Consider the following 16,961-nt stretch of genomic DNA (forward strand, 5'->3'; position numbering starts at 1 on the left):
GGGAGAGGGAGAGGGAGAGGGCACAGCGTTCCCGGGAACGCTTTCGGGCGCGCCGGAGGAACGTACGGAAAGAGGCACAGGGGACCGTCCTGGAGAAGTTCGCGAGAACGCGCGGCCGGAAACACAGCACGGCACAGCGCGAGGAGAAGAAGGGCGAATCAGCAGGACGGGCGACACACGCAGCCCGCATAGCGGACGAGGTCCATATGGACCCTCCGCCACAGGCGCACGTTGGTGTCGGTCACGCTCCGGAGTACACCACGCACGCCCGCGGCGGTCAATTGATGTCCGCTGTCCGGTCAGTACGGTCCGTACGGTCGGTCTCGTCCTTCTGGTCGGTCCCCGCGGAACGCGCGGACTTTTCCGTACGGTCGTCTTCCCCGGAACGCTGCGGACCCGGCCCGGCCTGCGCCGACTCCGGCGGGCCCCCGCGCGCCGCGTCCGCGGCCGCGTACAGCTCGGCGGGACGCACCCCGTGGAACGCCGCGACCAGATGCCCGTCGGGCCGCACCAGCAGCACGGTGTGCGCCGACGCCCCCGGGTAGCCCTCCGTAACCAGCAGCTCGGCGCGCACCGGCAGCGCCGTGACGGCCGCGGCCAGCCGCGGCATCACCCCCGCCGTCATCCAGTGCCGCCGGTCCCACACGCCCGTACCCGGCGCGACCAGCATCACCAGCTGCCGTCCGCGCCCCAGCCGGTCCCGCAGCCGCACCGTCGTGCCGTCGGGCGCCGTCGCCCGCACGTCCGCAACCGGCGCACCCAGGGGCGTACCGACCAGCGTCTGCGCCTCGGCGGGCTCCGGCGCGAGCGGAGAGCGGGTGTACTCGGGCGGCGCCCCCAGCGCCCCGCGCCCCAGATGCCCGTCGGTGAGCAGCGTGTCGTGCCCGCGCGTGGTCCCGGGCAGGTACGTCCGCAGTCCGCTGCCCCGCAGTATCGGCAGCGCCTGGTCGGCGGCGCGCAGCCGCGAGGCCACCGCCGTACGCCGCTCGGCCTGGTAGCTGTCCAGCAGCGTCTCCGACGCCCCCAGGTGCCAGGCCTGCGCCAGCTTCCAGGCCAGGTTGTCGATGTCCCGCAGGCCTTCGTCGAGGCCCTGCGTCCCGAGCGCCCCGAGCAGGTGGGCGGCGTCCCCGGCGAGGAACGCCCGTCCCACCCGCCACTTGCGGGCCAGCCGGTGGTGGAGTGTGTACACGCCGGTGTCGATCAGCTCGTACGGAGGTGTCTCACCGCACCAGCCGGCCAGCGTGTCCCGCACGCGCGCCACCAGCGCGTCGGGCGTGACGAGTTCGCCGCGCGGCGGCAGCAGCCAGTCGAGCCGCCACGCACCGTCCCGCAGCGGCCGCGCGGTCACTTCCTGCCCGCCCGTCCGCCACGGCGGCATGCGGTGCAGCAACGCTTCGCCGTCCCACGGCAGTTCCGTACGCAGCGCGGCGACGGCATGCCTTTCGACCGCCGTACGCCCAGGGAAGCGGACGTCGAGGAGCTTGCGCACCGTCGACCTCGCCCCGTCGCAGCCGACCAGGAAGCTGCCGCGCCACCAGGTGGCCCCGGGCTCGCGCGTGTGCGCGGTGACGCCGGTGCCGTCCTGCTCGATGGTGTCGAGACGCCCGTGCGGCACGGTCCGCACGAGTTCGTGCGCCGCGGCGGCGTCCCGCAGCCCGCGCGTCAGCTCGTGCTGCGGCAGATGCACAGGAGACAGCGAGGGCAGGCCGGGAAGCTCGGGCAGCTCGGGAAGGTCGCCTTCGTCGCCGAATTCGATCTGCCTGACGTCCTGATTGCGCCGCATCAAACGCCATCCGGACCAACGCGTTCCGTGGTCACGGACAGTGGCGCAGCCCAGCCGCTCGACCAGCTCGGCGGTATCCGGCCGCAGGACGGCCGTACGGGCCGTGCGGGGCTCGTCCTTGCCCGGCCCCTCATCGAGTACGACAGAGGGCACTCCCTGGCCCGCGAGAGCCAGGGAAAGGGCAAGTCCGACCGGACCGGCCCCAACGACGATCACCGGGTCCACGGCGCGTCCCCTCCAGTCCGTACGGACATGTGGGAAGTGGCAGGTGGAACCCGGTGCACGATCACAGAACGTATGCAACCCACTGCGGGTGCTTGCGTCAAGTGACAGCGGCAGCGGCGTGGTGGCCGCTGCCTCACATTTCGTCAGTTCTTCTTGGCAGCAGGCCCGTCGGTTCCGTCGGTCCCTTCGGTCCCGCCTTCCACGTGCGGTCCGAGCGGTCCGCCGCCCGCGTCGAGCACTCCGGGAGCCTCCAGCGGTTCGGCGGCCGCGGCCGGCACGATGCCGGTCTTGGCCCGGCGGCCGCGCTTCTCGATCCAGGTGGCCAGCGACGAGAGCGCCAGACACATGGTGACGTAGATGGCACCGACGACGATGACGACGGGGACATACGGATTGTCGTCATTGACGATGATGTTGTTGGCCATCGTCCGGGCCGCGTACAGCAGCTCCGCGTACGTGATGATGTAGCCGAGCGAGGTGTCCTTGAGGGTCACGACCAGCTGGCTGATGATCGTCGGCAGCATGGAGCGGACGGCCTGCGGGAGCAGCAGCATCGTCATGACCTGCGACTTGCGCAGACCCAGCGCGTACGCCGCTTCCACCTGCCCCTTGGGCACGGCGTTGACACCCGCCCTGAGCACCTCAGCCTGGACGCACGCGTTGTAGACGGTCAGTCCGATGACCAGTGCCCAGTACGCCGAGCTCTCGCCGATGAAGCCGAGGTTCTCCTTGTACGAGAGGAACAGGACCCACATGGCGTAGATCGTGATCAGCAGCGGTACGGCCCGGAACAGCTCGATGAACCCCGCGGCCAGCGCGCTCACCGGACGGTGCTCGGAGAGCCGTGCCACGGCCAGCACCACACCCAGGACCAGCGACAGCACTGCCGCCACCACGAAGACCTGGAGGGTGGACAGGATGCCGTCGCGGATGCTCGCACGGACGCCGGCGTTGTTGAAGATGTTCCACATCTCGGGCGCGAAGTAACCGCGGTCCGCGAGCCGGTAGACCGAGAAACCGATCAGACCGAGGACCAGCAGTGAACCGACCACGCTGTAGATGCGGTTGCGTACCCGGGCGTTGGGACCCGGGGCGTCGTACAGGACGCTCGAACTCATCGTGCGACCTCCAGGCGCCGCTCGAGCAGCCGGAAGAGACCGCTGATGGTGAAGGTGATGACCAGGTAGGCGAGAGCCACCCAGAGGAAGATCGGTGCGATCGCGAAGCCCTTGTCGCTCAGCAGCTTCTGCACGCCGAAGAGCTCGGTGACACTGAACGCTCCCGCGATCGCCGAGTTCTTGGTGAGCGCGATGAAGATGCTGCTCAGCGGCGGGATCACGGTGCGGGTGGCCTGGGGAAGGACGATCATGCGGAGCGTCTGCGAGAAGGTCATGCCCAGCGAGCGGGCGGCCTCGGCCTGGCCGAGCGGCACCGTACTGACACCGGATCTGACGGCCTCACAGACGAACGCGGACGTGTAGAAGCCGAGCGCCAGCAGGGCCTTCGTCCACGGGTTCATGCCGGTGCCGAAGACGGCGGGCACCACGAACCAGGCGACGAGGAACAGCAGCGTCAGCGGTGTGTTGCGGAAGAGTGTGACCCAGGCGGTGCCGAAGAACCGCAGGGGCGGTACGGGAGAGACACGGAAACCGGCCATTACGACGCCCAGCACCATCGCGAGCAGCGCACTGGCGGCGGTCAGCAGCACGGTTCCTATGAAACCGTCACGGAACTCCGGCAAGTGGTCGAGCAATACATTCACGGGGAAGTCCTCGTGGGCGGCAGCAGCGGACGGGCAGGGGACACCGCGCCCCGTACGCTCCCCTCAAGCGCGTACGGGGCCCGGAAAGTCACCACCGAATACGGCGGTATCAGTAGCGCTCGAGCGCCGGCGGCTCGGTGAACGCGGAGCCGGACAGGCCGAGCGTCGCGTCGTACGCCTTCTTGTAGTCGCCGTTCTTGATGTGCGCCTCGAGGGCCTTGGTGACCGCCTCGCGCAGCACCTTGTCGTCCTTGCTCATGCCGATGCCGTACGGCTCCTTGGTGAACGGCTTGCCGACCACCTTGAGCTTCGTCGGACGCTGGGCGGCGTAGCCCTTGAGGATCGCGTCGTCGGTCGTGACCGCGTCGACCTCGTTGTTGATGAGCTGCTGCACGCACTCGGAGTACTTCGAGAGCTCGACGGTCTTCGCGCCGTACTTCGGCTTCTTGATCTCCTGCAGCGGCGTGGAGCCGACGATCGAGCACACCTTCTTGCCCTTGAGGGAGTCGGGCCCGGTGATAGCGCTCTCGTCCTTGCGGACCAGGAGGTCGGCGCCCGCCTCGAAGTAGGGACCGGCGAAGCCGACCTGCTTCTTGCGCTCGTCGTTCATCGTGTACGTACCGACGTAGAGGTCGACGTCACCCTTCGAGATGGTCGTCTCACGGACACCCGAGTCGACCGTCTTGAAGGTGATCTGGTCGGCCGAGAAGCCGAGGTCGGCGGCGACCATCTTGGCGATCTCGATGTCGAAGCCGGAGCGCTTGCCGTCGGTGTCCTCGAAGCCGAGGTACGGCTGGTCGTTCTTGGCGCCGAAGACGATCTTGCCCGCCTGCTGGGCCCTCTTCAGGGTCGGCGAGTCGAGCTTGACGTCCTTCGCGACCGTGTACGTCGGAAGCTTGGGGGCTTCCTTGCCACCGGTCGGGTCCTTCGGCTTGTCACCCGCGGTACCGGACTCGCCGCCACAGGCGGTCGCGGTCAGGGCGAGCACAGCAATGGCAACGGCGGCCGTCTTGCGGAGCTTCATCGTGAACATCCCTTATGTCGTAGGTCGTCGTTGGTCGTCAGTGGTGAAGGATCTTCGACAGGAAGTCCTTGGCCCGGTCGCTGCGCGGGTTGCTGAAGAACTGGTCGGGCGTGGCCTCTTCGACGATCTTGCCGTCCGCCATGAAGACGACGCGATTGGCGGCCGAGCGCGCGAAGCCCATCTCGTGGGTGACGACCACCATCGTCATGCCGTCGCGCGCCAGCTGCTGCATGGCTTCCAGCACCTCGTTGATCATCTCGGGGTCGAGCGCCGAAGTGGGCTCGTCGAAGAGCATGACCTTGGGGTCCATCGCCAACGCACGCGCGATCGCGACACGTTGCTGCTGGCCACCGGAGAGCTGTGCCGGGTACTTGTCCGCCTGCGAGCCGACGCCCACCCGGTCGAGCAGCTCCCGCGCCTTCTTCTCGGCCGCGGCCTTGTCCGCCTTGCGGACCTTGATCTGGCCCAGCGTGACGTTCTCCAGCACCGTCTTGTGTGCGAAGAGGTTGAACGACTGGAAGACCATGCCGACGTCGGCACGCAGCCGCGCGAGCTCCTTGCCCTCCTGGGGCAGCGGCTTGCCGTCGATGGCTATCGCGCCGGAGTCGATCGTCTCCAGGCGGTTGATGGTGCGGCACAGCGTGGACTTTCCGGACCCGGAGGGTCCGATGACGACCACGACCTCGCCACGGGCGATGGTCAGATCGATGTCCTGGAGCACATGCAGCGCGCCGAAGTGCTTGTTGACGTTGCTCAGCACGACCAGGTCGTCGGCTGCGGGGGCAGCGTCATCGGCGGCCTTGGTCACTGAAACTCCGCTCATCGGCTTCTTGCTCCGTCCTCCTCGGTTGGGGAGGACCCTAGTCAGCCGCTACGACCAGCGTCATCACATCTGAGCGGAAATTGAGCATAACGATCCGGCTGCAACCGGACACACCGCGTGAACAGGACCCTGCCCGAGGATACCGGCTCCATAACGGAACATGCCCGTAACGGGAAGGGTCTTGACTGGAACGTGACGCATCGGCCTTTATGCCATGAGGCATATTGCGCGAGACCTGTTCACGAACATTTCACCGGTGGGGGAGGGTGCCATGAGACTGCTGCTCGTCGAGGACGACGATCACGTCGCGGCGGCCCTCTCCGCCATCCTCGTCCGCCACGGCTTCCAGGTCGTCCACGCCCGCAGCGGCGAGGAGGCGATCCAGGCGCTCCTGCCGGCCGGCAAAGAGCCCTTCGGCTGCGTGCTGCTCGACCTCGGGCTGCCCGACCAGGACGGCTACGAGGTGTGCGGCAAGATCCGCAAGCGCAGCGACACCCCGGTGATCATGGTGACGGCGCGGGCCGACGTCCGCTCGCGCATTCACGGCCTCAACCTCGGCGCCGACGACTACGTGGTCAAGCCGTACGACACCGGTGAACTGCTCGCCCGTATCCACGCAGTCAGCCGGCGCAAGGGCGCGGGCGATGCTCCGGCGCCCGGCGACGACACCGCGCTGCGCCTCGGCGGCGTACGCATCGAACTGCCCACGCGCCGCGTCAGCGTCGCCGGCAGCGAAGTGCAGCTCACCCGCAAGGAGTTCGACCTGCTCGCACTCCTCGCGCAGCGACCCGGAGTCGTCTTCCGCCGGGAACAGATCATCAGCGAGGTCTGGCGTACGAGCTGGGAGGGCACTGGCCGCACTCTGGAAGTACATGTGGCCTCCCTGCGCTCCAAGCTGCGGATGCCCGCGCTCATCGAGACCGTGCGCGGCGTCGGCTACCGGCTCGTCGCCCCGGCCGCGTCAGTACAGGGCCCGTAACCCCACGTGCGCACCCGCCTCCTCCCGCTGCTCATCGTCCTGCTCGCGGGCATCCTGCTCGCGCTGGGCCTGCCCCTCGCGTTGAGCGTGGCCGCCGCGCAGCAGCAGCGCGTGGTCGTCGACCGGATCGACGACACGGCGCGCTTCGCGGCGCTCGCCCAGTTCGTCACCGAACGCATGGAGAGCGGCCAGGACGAGCGCCGCCGCACACTGGAGACCGAACTCGCGAGCTACAGCGAGGTGTACGGGATCAAGGCGGGTGTCTTCTACCGCGACAAGTTCCCCATGGCGAGCGCACCCGAGAACTGGGCCGTTCCCGAGAGCGGCGAGGGACGGGACGCCTTCGTGGAAGCGCTCGGCAAGCGCCGCAGCCACGATCCCGCTCAGGTGTGGCCCTGGCAGGAAGGGCGTCTTGTCGTCGCCTCACCGGTCGTGCGGGACGGAGACGTCGTCGCGGTCGTGGTCACCGATTCGCCGACCGGGCAGATGCGTTCGCGGATCCTGCACGGCTGGCTGCTGATCGCGGCGGGTGAGGTCGCGGCGATGCTGGTGGCGGTGGGCGCCGCGTTCCGGCTGACCGGGTGGGTGCTCAGGCCCGTACGCATCCTGGACGCGGCCACCCACGACATAGCTACGGGGCTGATGAACTCGCGGGTCGCGGTGGCCGGCGGCCCACCCGAACTCAGGCGTCTCGCCCGCTCCTTCAACGAGATGGCGGACAACGTCGAGGAAGTGCTGGAGCAGCAGCGCGCCTTCGTCGCCGACGCCTCCCACCAGCTGCGCAACCCCCTGGCCGCCCTTCTCCTGCGGATCGAACTCCTTTCCCTCGAACTGCCCGAGGGCAACGAGGAGATCGCCTCCGTCCGCACGGAGGGCAAGCGTCTCGCCCAGGTCCTGGACAGCCTCCTGGGACTGGCGCTCGCCGAGCAGGCCCCCGCCCACCTCCAGATCGTCGACATCGGCGAGCTGGTCACCGAGCGGGTCGCCGCCTGGCGCCCCCTGGCGGACGACAAGGGCGTACACCTCACCCGCGAAGGCCCGGCGGCCGTCACCGCCTGGGGAGACCCTGTGACGCTCTCCAGCGCCCTGGACGCGGTGATCGACAACGCTCTGAAGTTCACACCGGGCGGTGAGGACGTCGCGGTCACGGTCGAACCGAACGGCGAGTCCTGCACCATCACCGTCGCCGACGGCGGCCCCGGCCTGACCGACGACGAACTGGACCGCGTCGGCGACCGCTTCTGGCGCAGCAACCGCCACCAGAACGTCACCGGCTCGGGCCTCGGCCTGTCCATCTCGCGGGCCCTGCTGCTCGCGGGCGGCGGGACCCTCTCGTACGCCCGCAACGAACCCCACGGGCTGCGCGTGACCGTGAAGGTCCCGCGCACATCGCCTACGGCTTGACCGACCGGTAGTAGCGCTGGGCGCCTTCGTGCAGCTCCAGCGGATCCGTGTAGATGGCGGTCCGCAGATCCACCAGCTGGGCCGCGTGCACCTCTCTGCCGATGCTGTCCCGGCTCCCTATGACCGTACGGGTGAGCCCCTCGGTCAGCCGCGCGTCCGCGGCGTCCGTGGTCACCAGCAGGTTGGCGACCGCCACCGTCGAAACCGCCTCCCCGTTCTGCGCCTGCGGGTACGCGTCGGCCGGCATCACGGCGGACCGGTAGTGGCGGGCGGGGCCGGCCTCCGCGTGCAGCTCGTCGACCAGATCACCCAGGGGTACGAGCCGGATGTCGAAGCGCTCCGACAGATTCCTGACCGCGGTGGTCGGCAGGCCACCGGACCAGAAGAAGGCATCGATCGTGCCCTTCTTCAGACGCCCCGGCATGGTGTCGATGCCGATGGACACCGGAGTGATGTCCAGCTCGGGATCCAGCCCCGCGGCCTTGAGTAGCCGGTTCGAGATCAGCCGTACGCCGGAGCCGTCCTGCCCCACGGCGACCCGCTTGTTCCGCAGATCGGCCGCGGAGCGCACCTTGGAACGCTTCGGAACGACGAGCTGCACATAGTCGTCGTAAAGCCGCGCACAGGCGCGCAGCCGGTTCATTCCCGGGAGGCCGTCCTGCCGGTACTGCGCCACGGCGTCCGCGGTGGCGATGGTGAAATCCGCCTGCCCGTTCACCAGCCGCGCGAGGTTCTGCCGCGAGCCCTCACTGGTCCGCAGCTCCATGCCCACGTCCGGGAGGTCGCGGGCGACCTCCTTGTCCAGGAGCTCGCCGTAGCGCTGGTAGACGCCGGTCGTCACGCCTGTACTGAAGGTGATCTTTCCGCGCGGTGCGGACTCCCCGATCGGCAGGAGCCACCACGTCAGCAGTCCGGACACCACGAGTGCGGCGACGGACCCCAGGAGGGCGCGGCGGCGGCTGATGCGGGGGAGGGCGTTGAGCATGCGCGCGATCCTGCCAGTTCACTCCCCTCGACGACCAGGGGGTGCCCGGCCCCGTACTCTGGTGTACGAGATGAGCGAGAAGACATACGAGGTGCGCACTTACGGGTGCCAGATGAACGTCCACGACTCCGAGCGGCTTTCGGGCCTCCTGGAGGGCGCGGGATACGTGCGGGCGCCGGAGGGTGCCGACGGTGACGCCGATGTCGTCGTCTTCAACACCTGCGCGGTGCGGGAGAACGCCGACAACAAGCTGTACGGCAACCTGGGCAGGCTCGCCCCGATGAAGACGAAGCGGCCCGGGATGCAGATCGCCGTGGGCGGCTGCCTCGCGCAGAAGGACCGCGACACCATCGTCAAGAAGGCCCCCTGGGTCGACGTGGTCTTCGGTACGCACAACATCGGCAAGCTGCCCGTGCTGCTGGAGCGCGCCCGCGTCCAGGAAGAGGCGCAGGTAGAGATCGCCGAGTCGCTGGAGGCGTTCCCCTCCACACTGCCGACGCGTCGCGAGAGCGCGTACGCCGCCTGGGTGTCCATCTCCGTCGGGTGCAACAACACCTGCACGTTCTGCATCGTCCCGGCCCTGCGCGGCAAGGAGAAGGACCGCAGGACCGGCGACATCCTCGCCGAGATCGAGGCCCTGGTCGCCGAGGGCGTCTCCGAGATCACCCTGCTCGGCCAGAACGTCAACGCGTACGGCTCGGACATCGGTGACCGCGAGGCGTTCTCCAAGCTGCTGCGCGCCTGCGGGAAGATCGAGGGCCTGGAGCGCGTCCGGTTCACCTCGCCGCACCCGCGCGACTTCACGGACGACGTGATCGCCGCGATGGCCGAGACGCCGAACGTCATGCCGCAGCTGCACATGCCGCTCCAGTCCGGCTCGGACACGGTGCTCAAGGCGATGCGCCGCTCGTACCGGCAGGACCGCTTCCTCGGCATCATCGAGAAGGTGCGAGCCGCCATGCCGCACGCCGCCATCTCCACCGACATCATCGTGGGCTTCCCCGGCGAGACCGAGGAAGACTTCCTGCAGACCATGCACACGGTCCGCGAGGCGCGCTTCGCGCAGGCCTTCACCTTCCAGTACTCCAAGCGTCCCGGGACGCCGGCCGCCACTATGGAGGACCAGATCCCCAAGGAGGTCGTCCAGGAGCGCTACATGCGCCTGGTCGCCCTTCAGGAGGAGATCTCCTGGGAGGAGAACAAGAAGCAGGTGGGCAGGACCGTGGAGGTCATGGTCGCCGAGGGCGAGGGCCGCAAGGACGGCGCCACGCACCGCCTCTCCGGGCGCGCCCCCGACAACCGCCTCGTCCACTTCTCGAAGCCGGACGAGGACGTACGCCCCGGGGACGTGGTGACGGTTGAGATCACCTACGCAGCGCCGCACCACCTGCTGGCCGAGGGGCCCGCGAAGGCGGTACGCCGCACGCGCGCGGGCGACGCCTGGGAGAGGCGCACGGCCGAGCCGCAGCAGGGCGCGGGCGTTCTGCTGGGGCTGCCGAAGGTCGGCGTACCGGAGCCGCTGCCGGCGGCCACCGGCGGCTGCTCCGTCCAGTAGCCGCAGTCCAGTAACCGCAGCCCAGTAACCGCAGCGACCGGATTCCGCCGTCGTACTAGGCTGCCGGGCATGCTTGTCGCCGCTGCCGTATGCCCCTGTCCGCCCCTGCTGGTCCCCGAGGTCGCCTCCGGTGCCGCACCGGAACTCGACGCCGCACGGACGGCTTGTGCGGACGCTCTGGGGGTGCTCGCCGCGTCCCGCCCCGACCTGCTCGTCGTGGTCGGCCCCGCGGGACAGGACGGCACCGAAACGCACCCCCAGGGGGCCACCGGAAGCTTCAAGGGCTTCGGAGTGGATTTCGGAGTGTTCCTTGGAACGACGGAAACGGCGAACGAGAGCTTCCCGGGAAGCGCCGCAGACCGTCAGCTTCCGCCGTCGCTCGCCGTGGGCGCCTGGCTGCTCTCCCGCACGCAGTGGGCCGACGCCCCGGTGGAGGGGCTCGGAGTCGGGGAACGGCTGGCCGGCGCTGTGTGCGTACAGGAGGGCCGGAAACTCGCCGCACGGGCGGAGCGCGTCGCCCTCCTCGTGCTCGGCGACGGCAGCGCCTGCCGGACGCTCAAGGCGCCCGGCTATCTGGACGAACGGGCCGAGGGATTCGACGCGGCGGCGGCGCGTGCGCTGGGAGCGGCCGACACGGCCGCTCTGACGGCCCTGGACGATCACCTGGCGCACGAACTCAAGGCGGCGGGCCGGGCGCCCTGGCAGGTCCTGGCGGGCGCCGCGGAGGGCGCCGGTCTCGCCGGACAGCTGCTGTACGAGGATGCCCCCTACGGCGTCGGATACTTCGTCGCCGTCTGGTCCTGAGGGGCACCGGAAAGCACGGGGACGGCCGTGGAGCGATGTCTGCTCCACGGCCGTCCACCGTTGCTCTTGCTGTCGTTCAGGAGGCCACTTGTCAGCCGGCCGGAGGGGGAGGAGGCGGCGGCGTGGTGCCAGTGCCGGGGCCCCCGGTTCCGCCCGTCCCGTCGTCCTTGTGCGCGATGCGGTCCAGGGCGTGCTTGGCCTTGCCCGTGCCCGACTCGATCTGACTGCTGTACTTGCCCTTGGTCTTGCTGTCGACCGCCTTGGCGGCCTTGCTCAGACCTTGCTCGATCTTGCCCTCGTGCTGCTGGGCGAGCTCCGAGACCTTGTCCTTCGCGGGAGCAAGCTTGGCCTTCAACGAATCCAGGAAGCCCATGGATCACCTTCGCTCTTCAGGGGACTACTTACGGGCGTTCTCTCCAGCCTCACTGTCCGCTGCTTCGTCCGCGGACTGCTGCTTGGGGATCTCTACGTTGTCCCCCGCGTCGGCCTCGGAAACCTCGGCGCCCTTTTCGGCCCCGGCTTCCTCGGCTTCCGTCACGGCTGCCTCCGGAGAGTCGGCCTTCGGAGTGGCGGCCTGTGCCTCCTCGGTTGACGCCTCAACGGCATCCTTGGACTTGCGGCGAAACCATGCAAAAACGCCCATATCTGCTCCATACCTTACTCGTGTGGGCGAAATCCCGCGCCCGACCGGAGCGTCTCATTGCGTCGCCCGGGGGCACCGGTCCGTAAACCGGCGGTCGGAACCTCGCAACAGGCAACGAACCCGGGCGCGTGCCGTCACGTAACTCGTTCGGGGAGGGGGCGTGGGGTTTGCGAGACTGTGCGAGTGAGAACTGCAGCTCCCGCACCGCGGGTCATCGCCGTTGTCGGCCCCACGGCAGCCGGAAAGTCCGATCTGGGCGTCGCCCTCGCCCAGCATTTCGGCGGGGAAGTCGTCAACGCCGACTCCATGCAGCTCTACCGGGGGATGGACATCGGCACCGCCAAACTGACGCCCGCGGAACGCGTGGGCATCCCGCACCACCTCCTCGACATATGGGACGTCACCGAGGCGGCGAGCGTCGCCGAGTACCAGAAGCTCGCCCGCGCGGAGATCGACCGGCTGCTCGCCGACGGCCGCACGCCCGTCCTCGTCGGCGGCTCCGGACTGTACGTACGGGGCGCCATCGACGCCCTCGAATTCCCCGGCACCGACCCGGCGGTACGGGCACGCCTGGAGGAGGAGCTGGAGCTGCGCGGCCCGGGTGTGCTCCACGCGCGGCTCGCCGCCGCCGACCCCGACGCGGGGCGCGCGATCCTGCCGAGCAACGGCCGGCGCATCGTCCGGGCGCTCGAAGTGATTGAAATCACCGGGAAGCCTTTCACGGCCAACCTGCCCGGCCCCGACTCGATCTACGACACGGTCCAGATCGGCGTCGACGTGGCCCGCCCCGAGCTCGACGAGCGCATCGCCCTGCGCGTCGACCGCATGTGGGAAGCGGGCCTCGTGGACGAGGTACGCACCCTGGAAGCGCAGGGTCTGCGGGAGGGGCGTACGGCGGCGCGCGCTCTGGGCTACCAGCAGGTACTGGCCGCGCTGGCGGGGGAATGCGCCGAGGAAGAGGCGCGCGCCGAGACCGTACGCGCCACCAAGCGTTTCGCCCGCCGCCAGGACTCCTGGTTCCGCCGGGACCCCAGGGTCCACTGGCTGAGCGGCGCGGCGCAGGACCGCGCGGAACTCCCGCATCGAGCGCTGGCGTTGGTCGAACGAGCGGTTACAGCCTGATCACGTGATGGCATCGGGACGCTCCGCCCGTCATCCGGGTGCCCGGGCCCGTGCCATCATCAAGCTTCGATCGACCAGTGAGTCCAAGTTGGGAGGGCGCGTGGCGATGGAAGCCGGCCCTCGCGACACAGCACAGGACGAACCGGACCGTTTGAGCCCTGACGGGCCCGACGACCAGGACGGGGCGCCCGGGACCGGGACGGGCCCCGAGGTCGAGGTCGAGCTGCGCCCGCAGCGGCGCCTGCGGATCTGGCAGCTCGCGCCGATCGTGGGACTCGCCGCCATGGGGTCCCTGATGTTCGCCTTCCCCCTCGCCTTCGAGTTCGGCGACGGCGGAGCGGTCGTCGCCATGCTGGGACTGCTCATCAGCTGCTGCGCCGCGGGCTGGGGCATGATGGCCGCCCGCCGTGTGGGGCACACCTGGCCGGGCCTGCCGTCCAGGGAGTCGGGCAAGCGTCCGGACTGGCGGCTGATCGCGCTGTACGTCGTCGTGGGCAGTGGCCTTGTCGCGCTGGCGGTCTGGCGCGTGGCCCGCCTCCGCTGACCGGGTGTCGTACCCGACCCGTACGATTGACGCCGTGAGCACCGCGCCGATCGCCTTCCTCAAGGGCCACGGGACCGAGAACGACTTCGTGATCGTCCCGGACCCGGGCAACACCATCGACCTGCCCTCTTCCCTCGTCGCGAAACTGTGCGACCGCAGGGCCGGAATCGGCGGCGACGGTCTGCTGCATGTCGTACGGTCCGCCGAGCACCCCGACGCCCGGCCGATGGCGGAGGCGGCCGAGTGGTTCATGGACTACCGCAACGCCGACGGCTCGATCGCCGAGATGTGCGGCAACGGCGTCCGCGTCTTCGCCCGCTACCTCCAGCGCGCGGGCCTGGTCGGCGAGGGTGACCTGGCCGTTGCCACCCGCGGCGGCGTCAAGCAGGTGCACATCGCCAAGGCGCAGGCCGGCGGTGAGTTCGGTGGGCTCGGCGACATCACCGTCTCGATGGGCCGTGCGGTCCTCCCCGATGGCGACGTCACGGTCTCTGTCGGGGCCCGCGAATGGCCGGCCCGCAATGTGAACATGGGCAACCCGCACGCCGTCGCCTTCGTCGACGACCTGGACCACGCCGGCGATCTGTTCACCGCCCCGCCCTTCAGCCCCGCCTCCGCCTACCCGCAGGGTGTCAACGTCGAATTCGTCGTCGACCGCGGCCCGCGCCACGTCGAGATGCGCGTGCACGAGCGCGGCTCGGGCGAGACCCGCTCCTGCGGTACGGGCGCGTGCGCCGTGGCCGTCGCCGCAGCCCGCAGGGACGGCGCCGATCCCGCCGTCACCGGTGAGCCCGTGACGTACACCGTGGACCTCCCCGGCGGGCGCCTGGTGATCACCGAGCAGCCCGACGGGGCCGTCGAAATGACCGGGCCCGCCGTGATCGTCGCCGAGGGCACCATCGATCCGGAGTGGATCACTCCGGCCGAGTAGCGCTGCTCTCCCGCGGCCCCCACGACCAGCAGGAAACGGGCATCGCATAGAGCTTCGCTCGAATGGGTGATCCGGTTCACGCTGAGCGGGAGCGTGACTGCGGGGCGTGGTGGGCTCGGTAGCATCAAGCACCGGCCGGGGACGTGGGTCCACCCGTCCACCGCCGGTCGACGCTGCCGGAGGTGCCCCATGAGTGCAGAGGCCGCCAACCCAGGTGCCACCAGTCGCAGGCGTGGCCGCACCAGGCTGGATCTCCGCAGAATCGGCCGTGTCGCACTGCTCGGCCCCACCTCGCGCGACCGGCTGCCCGACGCGATCGGCCACGTCGCGGACGCCCACCGCGCCCACCATCCCGACGCGGACCTCACCATCCTGCGCCGGGCGTACGTACTGGCCGAGTCGTCGCACCGCGGGCAGATGCGCAAGAGCGGCGAGCCGTACATCACGCACCCGCTGGCCGTGACGCTGATCCTCGCCGAACTCGGCGCCGAGACCACCACGTTGACCGCGGCCCTCCTGCACGACACCGTCGAGGACACCGATGTGACGCTCGACCAGGTGCGCTCGGAGTTCGGCGAGGAGGTGTGCTTCCTCGTCGACGGTGTGACGAAACTGGAGAAGGTCGACTACGGCGCCGCGGCCGAGCCCGAGACCTTCCGCAAGATGCTCGTCGCCACCGGCAACGACGTCCGGGTCATGTCGATCAAACTCGCCGACCGGCTGCACAACATGCGCACCCTCACCGTGATGCGCCCCGAGAAGCAGGCCCGGATCGCCAGGGTCACCCGCGACGTCCTGATCCCGCTCGCCGAACGGCTCGGCGTACAGGCCCTCAAGAGCGAGCTGGAGGACCTGGTCTTCGCGATCCTCCACCCGCAGGAGTACGAGCACACGCGCGCCCTCATCGCGGCGGACGCGACGGCGGGCGACCCGCTGAACGTCATCGCGGAGGAGGTCAGGAAGGTGCTGCGGGAAGCCGGTCTGGCCGCCGAAGTACTCGTCAGGCCCCGGCACTTCGTCTCCGTACACCGGGTCAGGCTGAAACGCGGCGAGCTGCGCGGCACGGACTTCGGACGGCTTCTGGTACTGGTCGCGGAGGACGCCGACTGCTACGGCGTACTGGGCGAACTGCACACCTGCTTCACGCCGGTGATCTCCGAGTTCAAGGACTTCATCGCGGCGCCCAAATTCAACCTGTACCAGTCACTGCACACCGCCGTCGCGAGCCCGGACGGTGAGGTGGCCGAAATCCTCATCCGTACGCACCGGATGCACAAGGTGGCGGAGGCGGGAGTCGTCGCACTCGGCAACCCGTACACGCCGACCGACGGGACGGAACCCGCCGTCGAGGGAGAGCGCGCCGACCCCACGAGGCCGGGCTGGCTCTCCCGGCTGCTGGAGTGGCAGGAGGCCACGCCCGACCCGGACACCTTCTGGACGTCGCTGCGCGCGGACCTCGCGGAGGACCGCGAGATCACCGTGTTCCGCTCGGACGGCGCCGTGCTGGGGCTGCCGGCCGGTGCGAGCTGCGTGGACGCGGCGTACGCGCAGTACGGCGAGGCGGCGCACCGCTGCATCGGCGCGCGGGTCAACGGCCGGCTGGCGACGCTCAGCACGGTGCTCAGCGACGGCGACACGGTGCAACTGCTTCTCGCCCACGACATCGGCTCGGGGCCCTCGCCCGAGTGGCTCGACCACGCCCGTACGCCCGCCGCACGGATCGCCATCAGCGGCTGGCTCTCCGCCCATCCGCAGGACGAGGCAGCCGCCCAGGGAGGAGCCGGCCGGCCGCCGGAGCCCAGGCCCGGGGGAGGGGCAGCCGCTCCGGCACCCGGCATCGACCCGCTGGTGCGCCGGGTCGCCGAGAACGCCGTCGTGGATCTGCCGGACGCGACCGTACGATTCGCGGGCTGCTGTACGCCCGTACCGCCCGACGCCGTCACGGGCTTCGCGGTGCGCGGCGGCGTCGTCACCGTGCACCGCGAGGAGTGCCCGGCGGTGGGCCGGATGCAGGCGCGCGGGCGGGAGCCCGTGGGCGTGCGCTGGCTGGCCACGGGCGACTGCCGGGTCACCCTCGTCGCCGAGTCCTTCGGCCGCCCGCGACTCCTCGCCGACCTCACCGAGGCCATCGCCACCGCGGGCGCGGCGGTCGTCTCGGCCACCGTGGAACCGCCGAGCGAGCAGCGCGTGCGGCACACGTACACGCTCCAGCTCCCCGACGCCGCGCTGCTTCCCGCGCTGATGCGCGCGATGCGCGAGGTGCCGGGTGTGTACGACGTGAGCCGCGCCCAGCATCCCGCCGGGGCCTGAGCGAGCCGGCGACCGGCCGAACCACCGCCTGACCGAACCACCGCTTGATCGAACGCAGCGCTCTTTC

General features: G+C 69.9%; 17 protein-coding genes. 8 read left to right on the forward strand and 9 right to left on the reverse strand.

Translation table 11 applies throughout. From position 1 onward, the window contains the following. Positions 1-158: 158 nt before the first annotated feature. From J7E89_RS42350 to J7E89_RS12675, 6 genes are all read right to left on the reverse strand, one after another. Positions 159-266 (reverse strand): putative leader peptide, encoded by a 108-nt coding sequence (locus tag J7E89_RS42350; protein WP_374196812.1) that lies wholly within the window; start codon positions 264-266, stop codon positions 159-161. An 11-nt stretch (positions 267-277) separates the two neighbouring features. Next, the gene (locus J7E89_RS12655; protein ID WP_214972831.1) at positions 278-2,008 is read right to left on the reverse strand and encodes an FAD-dependent monooxygenase; all 1,731 of its coding nucleotides are present in this window, start codon (positions 2,006-2,008) and stop codon (positions 278-280) included. A 143-nt stretch (positions 2,009-2,151) separates the two neighbouring features. Then, a complete protein-coding gene (locus J7E89_RS12660; protein WP_214972832.1) occupies positions 2,152-3,126 on the reverse strand; it encodes an amino acid ABC transporter permease in 975 nt (324 codons plus the stop codon). After that, entirely contained in the window at positions 3,123-3,770 is a 648-nt protein-coding gene (locus tag J7E89_RS12665) for an amino acid ABC transporter permease (protein WP_093798687.1), read from the reverse strand. The genes J7E89_RS12660 and J7E89_RS12665 overlap by 4 nt, the downstream gene beginning before the upstream one ends. Positions 3,771-3,879: 109 nt before the next feature. After that, a complete protein-coding gene (locus J7E89_RS12670; protein WP_214973135.1) occupies positions 3,880-4,794 on the reverse strand; it encodes a glutamate ABC transporter substrate-binding protein in 915 nt (304 codons plus the stop codon). A 37-nt stretch (positions 4,795-4,831) separates the two neighbouring features. Further along, the gene (locus J7E89_RS12675) at positions 4,832-5,617 is read right to left on the reverse strand and encodes an amino acid ABC transporter ATP-binding protein (RefSeq protein WP_285439232.1); all 786 of its coding nucleotides are present in this window, start codon (positions 5,615-5,617) and stop codon (positions 4,832-4,834) included. A gap of 271 nt (positions 5,618-5,888) precedes the next feature. Here J7E89_RS12675 and J7E89_RS12680 point away from each other — a divergent pair, with 271 nt between their 5' ends. Together J7E89_RS12680 and J7E89_RS12685 are read left to right on the forward strand one after the other, a co-directional pair. Further along, positions 5,889-6,596: a response regulator transcription factor gene (locus J7E89_RS12680; protein WP_214972833.1), complete on the forward strand. Its 708-nt coding sequence runs from the start codon at positions 5,889-5,891 to the stop codon at positions 6,594-6,596. A 6-nt stretch (positions 6,597-6,602) separates the two neighbouring features. Beyond that, entirely contained in the window at positions 6,603-8,000 is a 1,398-nt protein-coding gene (locus J7E89_RS12685) for a HAMP domain-containing sensor histidine kinase (protein ID WP_214972834.1), read from the forward strand. On the opposite strand, the gene J7E89_RS12690 is transcribed toward J7E89_RS12685, so the two are convergent. Further along, a complete protein-coding gene (locus J7E89_RS12690) occupies positions 7,990-8,985 on the reverse strand; it encodes a TAXI family TRAP transporter solute-binding subunit (RefSeq protein ID WP_214972835.1) in 996 nt (331 codons plus the stop codon). The genes J7E89_RS12685 and J7E89_RS12690 overlap by 11 nt on opposite strands. 70 nt (positions 8,986-9,055) lie before the next feature. Between J7E89_RS12690 and miaB the strand changes: the two genes are divergently transcribed. Both miaB and J7E89_RS12700 read left to right on the forward strand, forming a co-directional pair. Further along, a complete protein-coding gene (miaB, locus tag J7E89_RS12695) occupies positions 9,056-10,540 on the forward strand; it encodes a tRNA (N6-isopentenyl adenosine(37)-C2)-methylthiotransferase MiaB (protein WP_214972837.1) in 1,485 nt (494 codons plus the stop codon). Positions 10,541-10,609: 69 nt separating this feature from the next. Continuing rightward, a complete protein-coding gene (locus J7E89_RS12700; protein WP_214972839.1) occupies positions 10,610-11,344 on the forward strand; it encodes a class III extradiol dioxygenase subunit B-like domain-containing protein in 735 nt (244 codons plus the stop codon). A 91-nt stretch (positions 11,345-11,435) separates the two neighbouring features. Here J7E89_RS12700 and J7E89_RS12705 read toward each other — a convergent pair whose 3' ends face one another. Both J7E89_RS12705 and J7E89_RS12710 read right to left on the reverse strand, forming a co-directional pair. Next, the gene (locus J7E89_RS12705) at positions 11,436-11,717 is read right to left on the reverse strand and encodes an antitoxin (protein ID WP_214972841.1); all 282 of its coding nucleotides are present in this window, start codon (positions 11,715-11,717) and stop codon (positions 11,436-11,438) included. 24 nt (positions 11,718-11,741) lie between these two features. Continuing rightward, positions 11,742-11,987: a hypothetical protein gene (locus J7E89_RS12710; RefSeq protein ID WP_214972843.1), complete on the reverse strand. Its 246-nt coding sequence runs from the start codon at positions 11,985-11,987 to the stop codon at positions 11,742-11,744. 183 nt (positions 11,988-12,170) lie between these two features. Between J7E89_RS12710 and miaA the strand changes: the two genes are divergently transcribed. The 4 genes from miaA to J7E89_RS12730 all read left to right on the forward strand — a co-directional run bounded on the left by miaA (position 12,171) and on the right by J7E89_RS12730 (position 16,894). Next, positions 12,171-13,109, forward strand: coding sequence for a tRNA (adenosine(37)-N6)-dimethylallyltransferase MiaA (miaA, locus tag J7E89_RS12715; protein ID WP_214972846.1), 939 nt, complete (start codon positions 12,171-12,173; stop codon positions 13,107-13,109). Positions 13,110-13,215: 106 nt separating this feature from the next. After that, positions 13,216-13,653, forward strand: coding sequence for a hypothetical protein (locus J7E89_RS12720; RefSeq protein WP_214973139.1), 438 nt, complete (start codon positions 13,216-13,218; stop codon positions 13,651-13,653). A gap of 34 nt (positions 13,654-13,687) precedes the next feature. Continuing rightward, entirely contained in the window at positions 13,688-14,584 is an 897-nt protein-coding gene (dapF, locus tag J7E89_RS12725; RefSeq protein ID WP_214972850.1) for a diaminopimelate epimerase, read from the forward strand. A 189-nt stretch (positions 14,585-14,773) separates the two neighbouring features. Next, the gene (locus tag J7E89_RS12730) at positions 14,774-16,894 is read left to right on the forward strand and encodes a bifunctional (p)ppGpp synthetase/guanosine-3',5'-bis(diphosphate) 3'-pyrophosphohydrolase (RefSeq protein ID WP_214972857.1); all 2,121 of its coding nucleotides are present in this window, start codon (positions 14,774-14,776) and stop codon (positions 16,892-16,894) included. The last annotated feature ends 67 nt before the right edge of the window (positions 16,895-16,961 follow it).

Source organism: Streptomyces sp. ISL-100, assembly GCF_018614615.1.
In the GTDB taxonomy this organism is placed as follows: Bacteria; Actinomycetota; Actinomycetes; order Streptomycetales; family Streptomycetaceae; genus Streptomyces.

What these genes read in the sequence shown, in the direction of transcription:
- J7E89_RS12660 (WP_214972832.1), bottom strand. Translation starts at nt 3,126, where the DNA reads ATGAGTTCGAGCGTCCTGTACGACGCCCCGGGTCCCAACGCCCGGGTA.
- J7E89_RS12670 (WP_214973135.1), bottom strand. Translation starts at nt 4,794, where the DNA reads ATGAAGCTCCGCAAGACGGCCGCCGTTGCCATTGCTGTGCTCGCCCTG.
- J7E89_RS12675 (WP_285439232.1), bottom strand. Translation starts at nt 5,617, where the DNA reads ATGAGCGGAGTTTCAGTGACCAAGGCCGCCGATGACGCTGCCCCCGCA.
- J7E89_RS12680 (WP_214972833.1), top strand. Translation starts at nt 5,889, where the DNA reads ATGAGACTGCTGCTCGTCGAGGACGACGATCACGTCGCGGCGGCCCTC.
- J7E89_RS12690 (WP_214972835.1), bottom strand. Translation starts at nt 8,985, where the DNA reads ATGCTCAACGCCCTCCCCCGCATCAGCCGCCGCCGCGCCCTCCTGGGG.
- miaB (WP_214972837.1), top strand. Translation starts at nt 9,056, where the DNA reads ATGAGCGAGAAGACATACGAGGTGCGCACTTACGGGTGCCAGATGAAC.
- J7E89_RS12700 (WP_214972839.1), top strand. Translation starts at nt 10,610, where the DNA reads ATGCTTGTCGCCGCTGCCGTATGCCCCTGTCCGCCCCTGCTGGTCCCC.
- J7E89_RS12705 (WP_214972841.1), bottom strand. Translation starts at nt 11,717, where the DNA reads ATGGGCTTCCTGGATTCGTTGAAGGCCAAGCTTGCTCCCGCGAAGGAC.
- J7E89_RS12710 (WP_214972843.1), bottom strand. Translation starts at nt 11,987, where the DNA reads ATGGGCGTTTTTGCATGGTTTCGCCGCAAGTCCAAGGATGCCGTTGAG.
- J7E89_RS12720 (WP_214973139.1), top strand. Translation starts at nt 13,216, where the DNA reads ATGGAAGCCGGCCCTCGCGACACAGCACAGGACGAACCGGACCGTTTG.
- J7E89_RS12730 (WP_214972857.1), top strand. Translation starts at nt 14,774, where the DNA reads ATGAGTGCAGAGGCCGCCAACCCAGGTGCCACCAGTCGCAGGCGTGGC.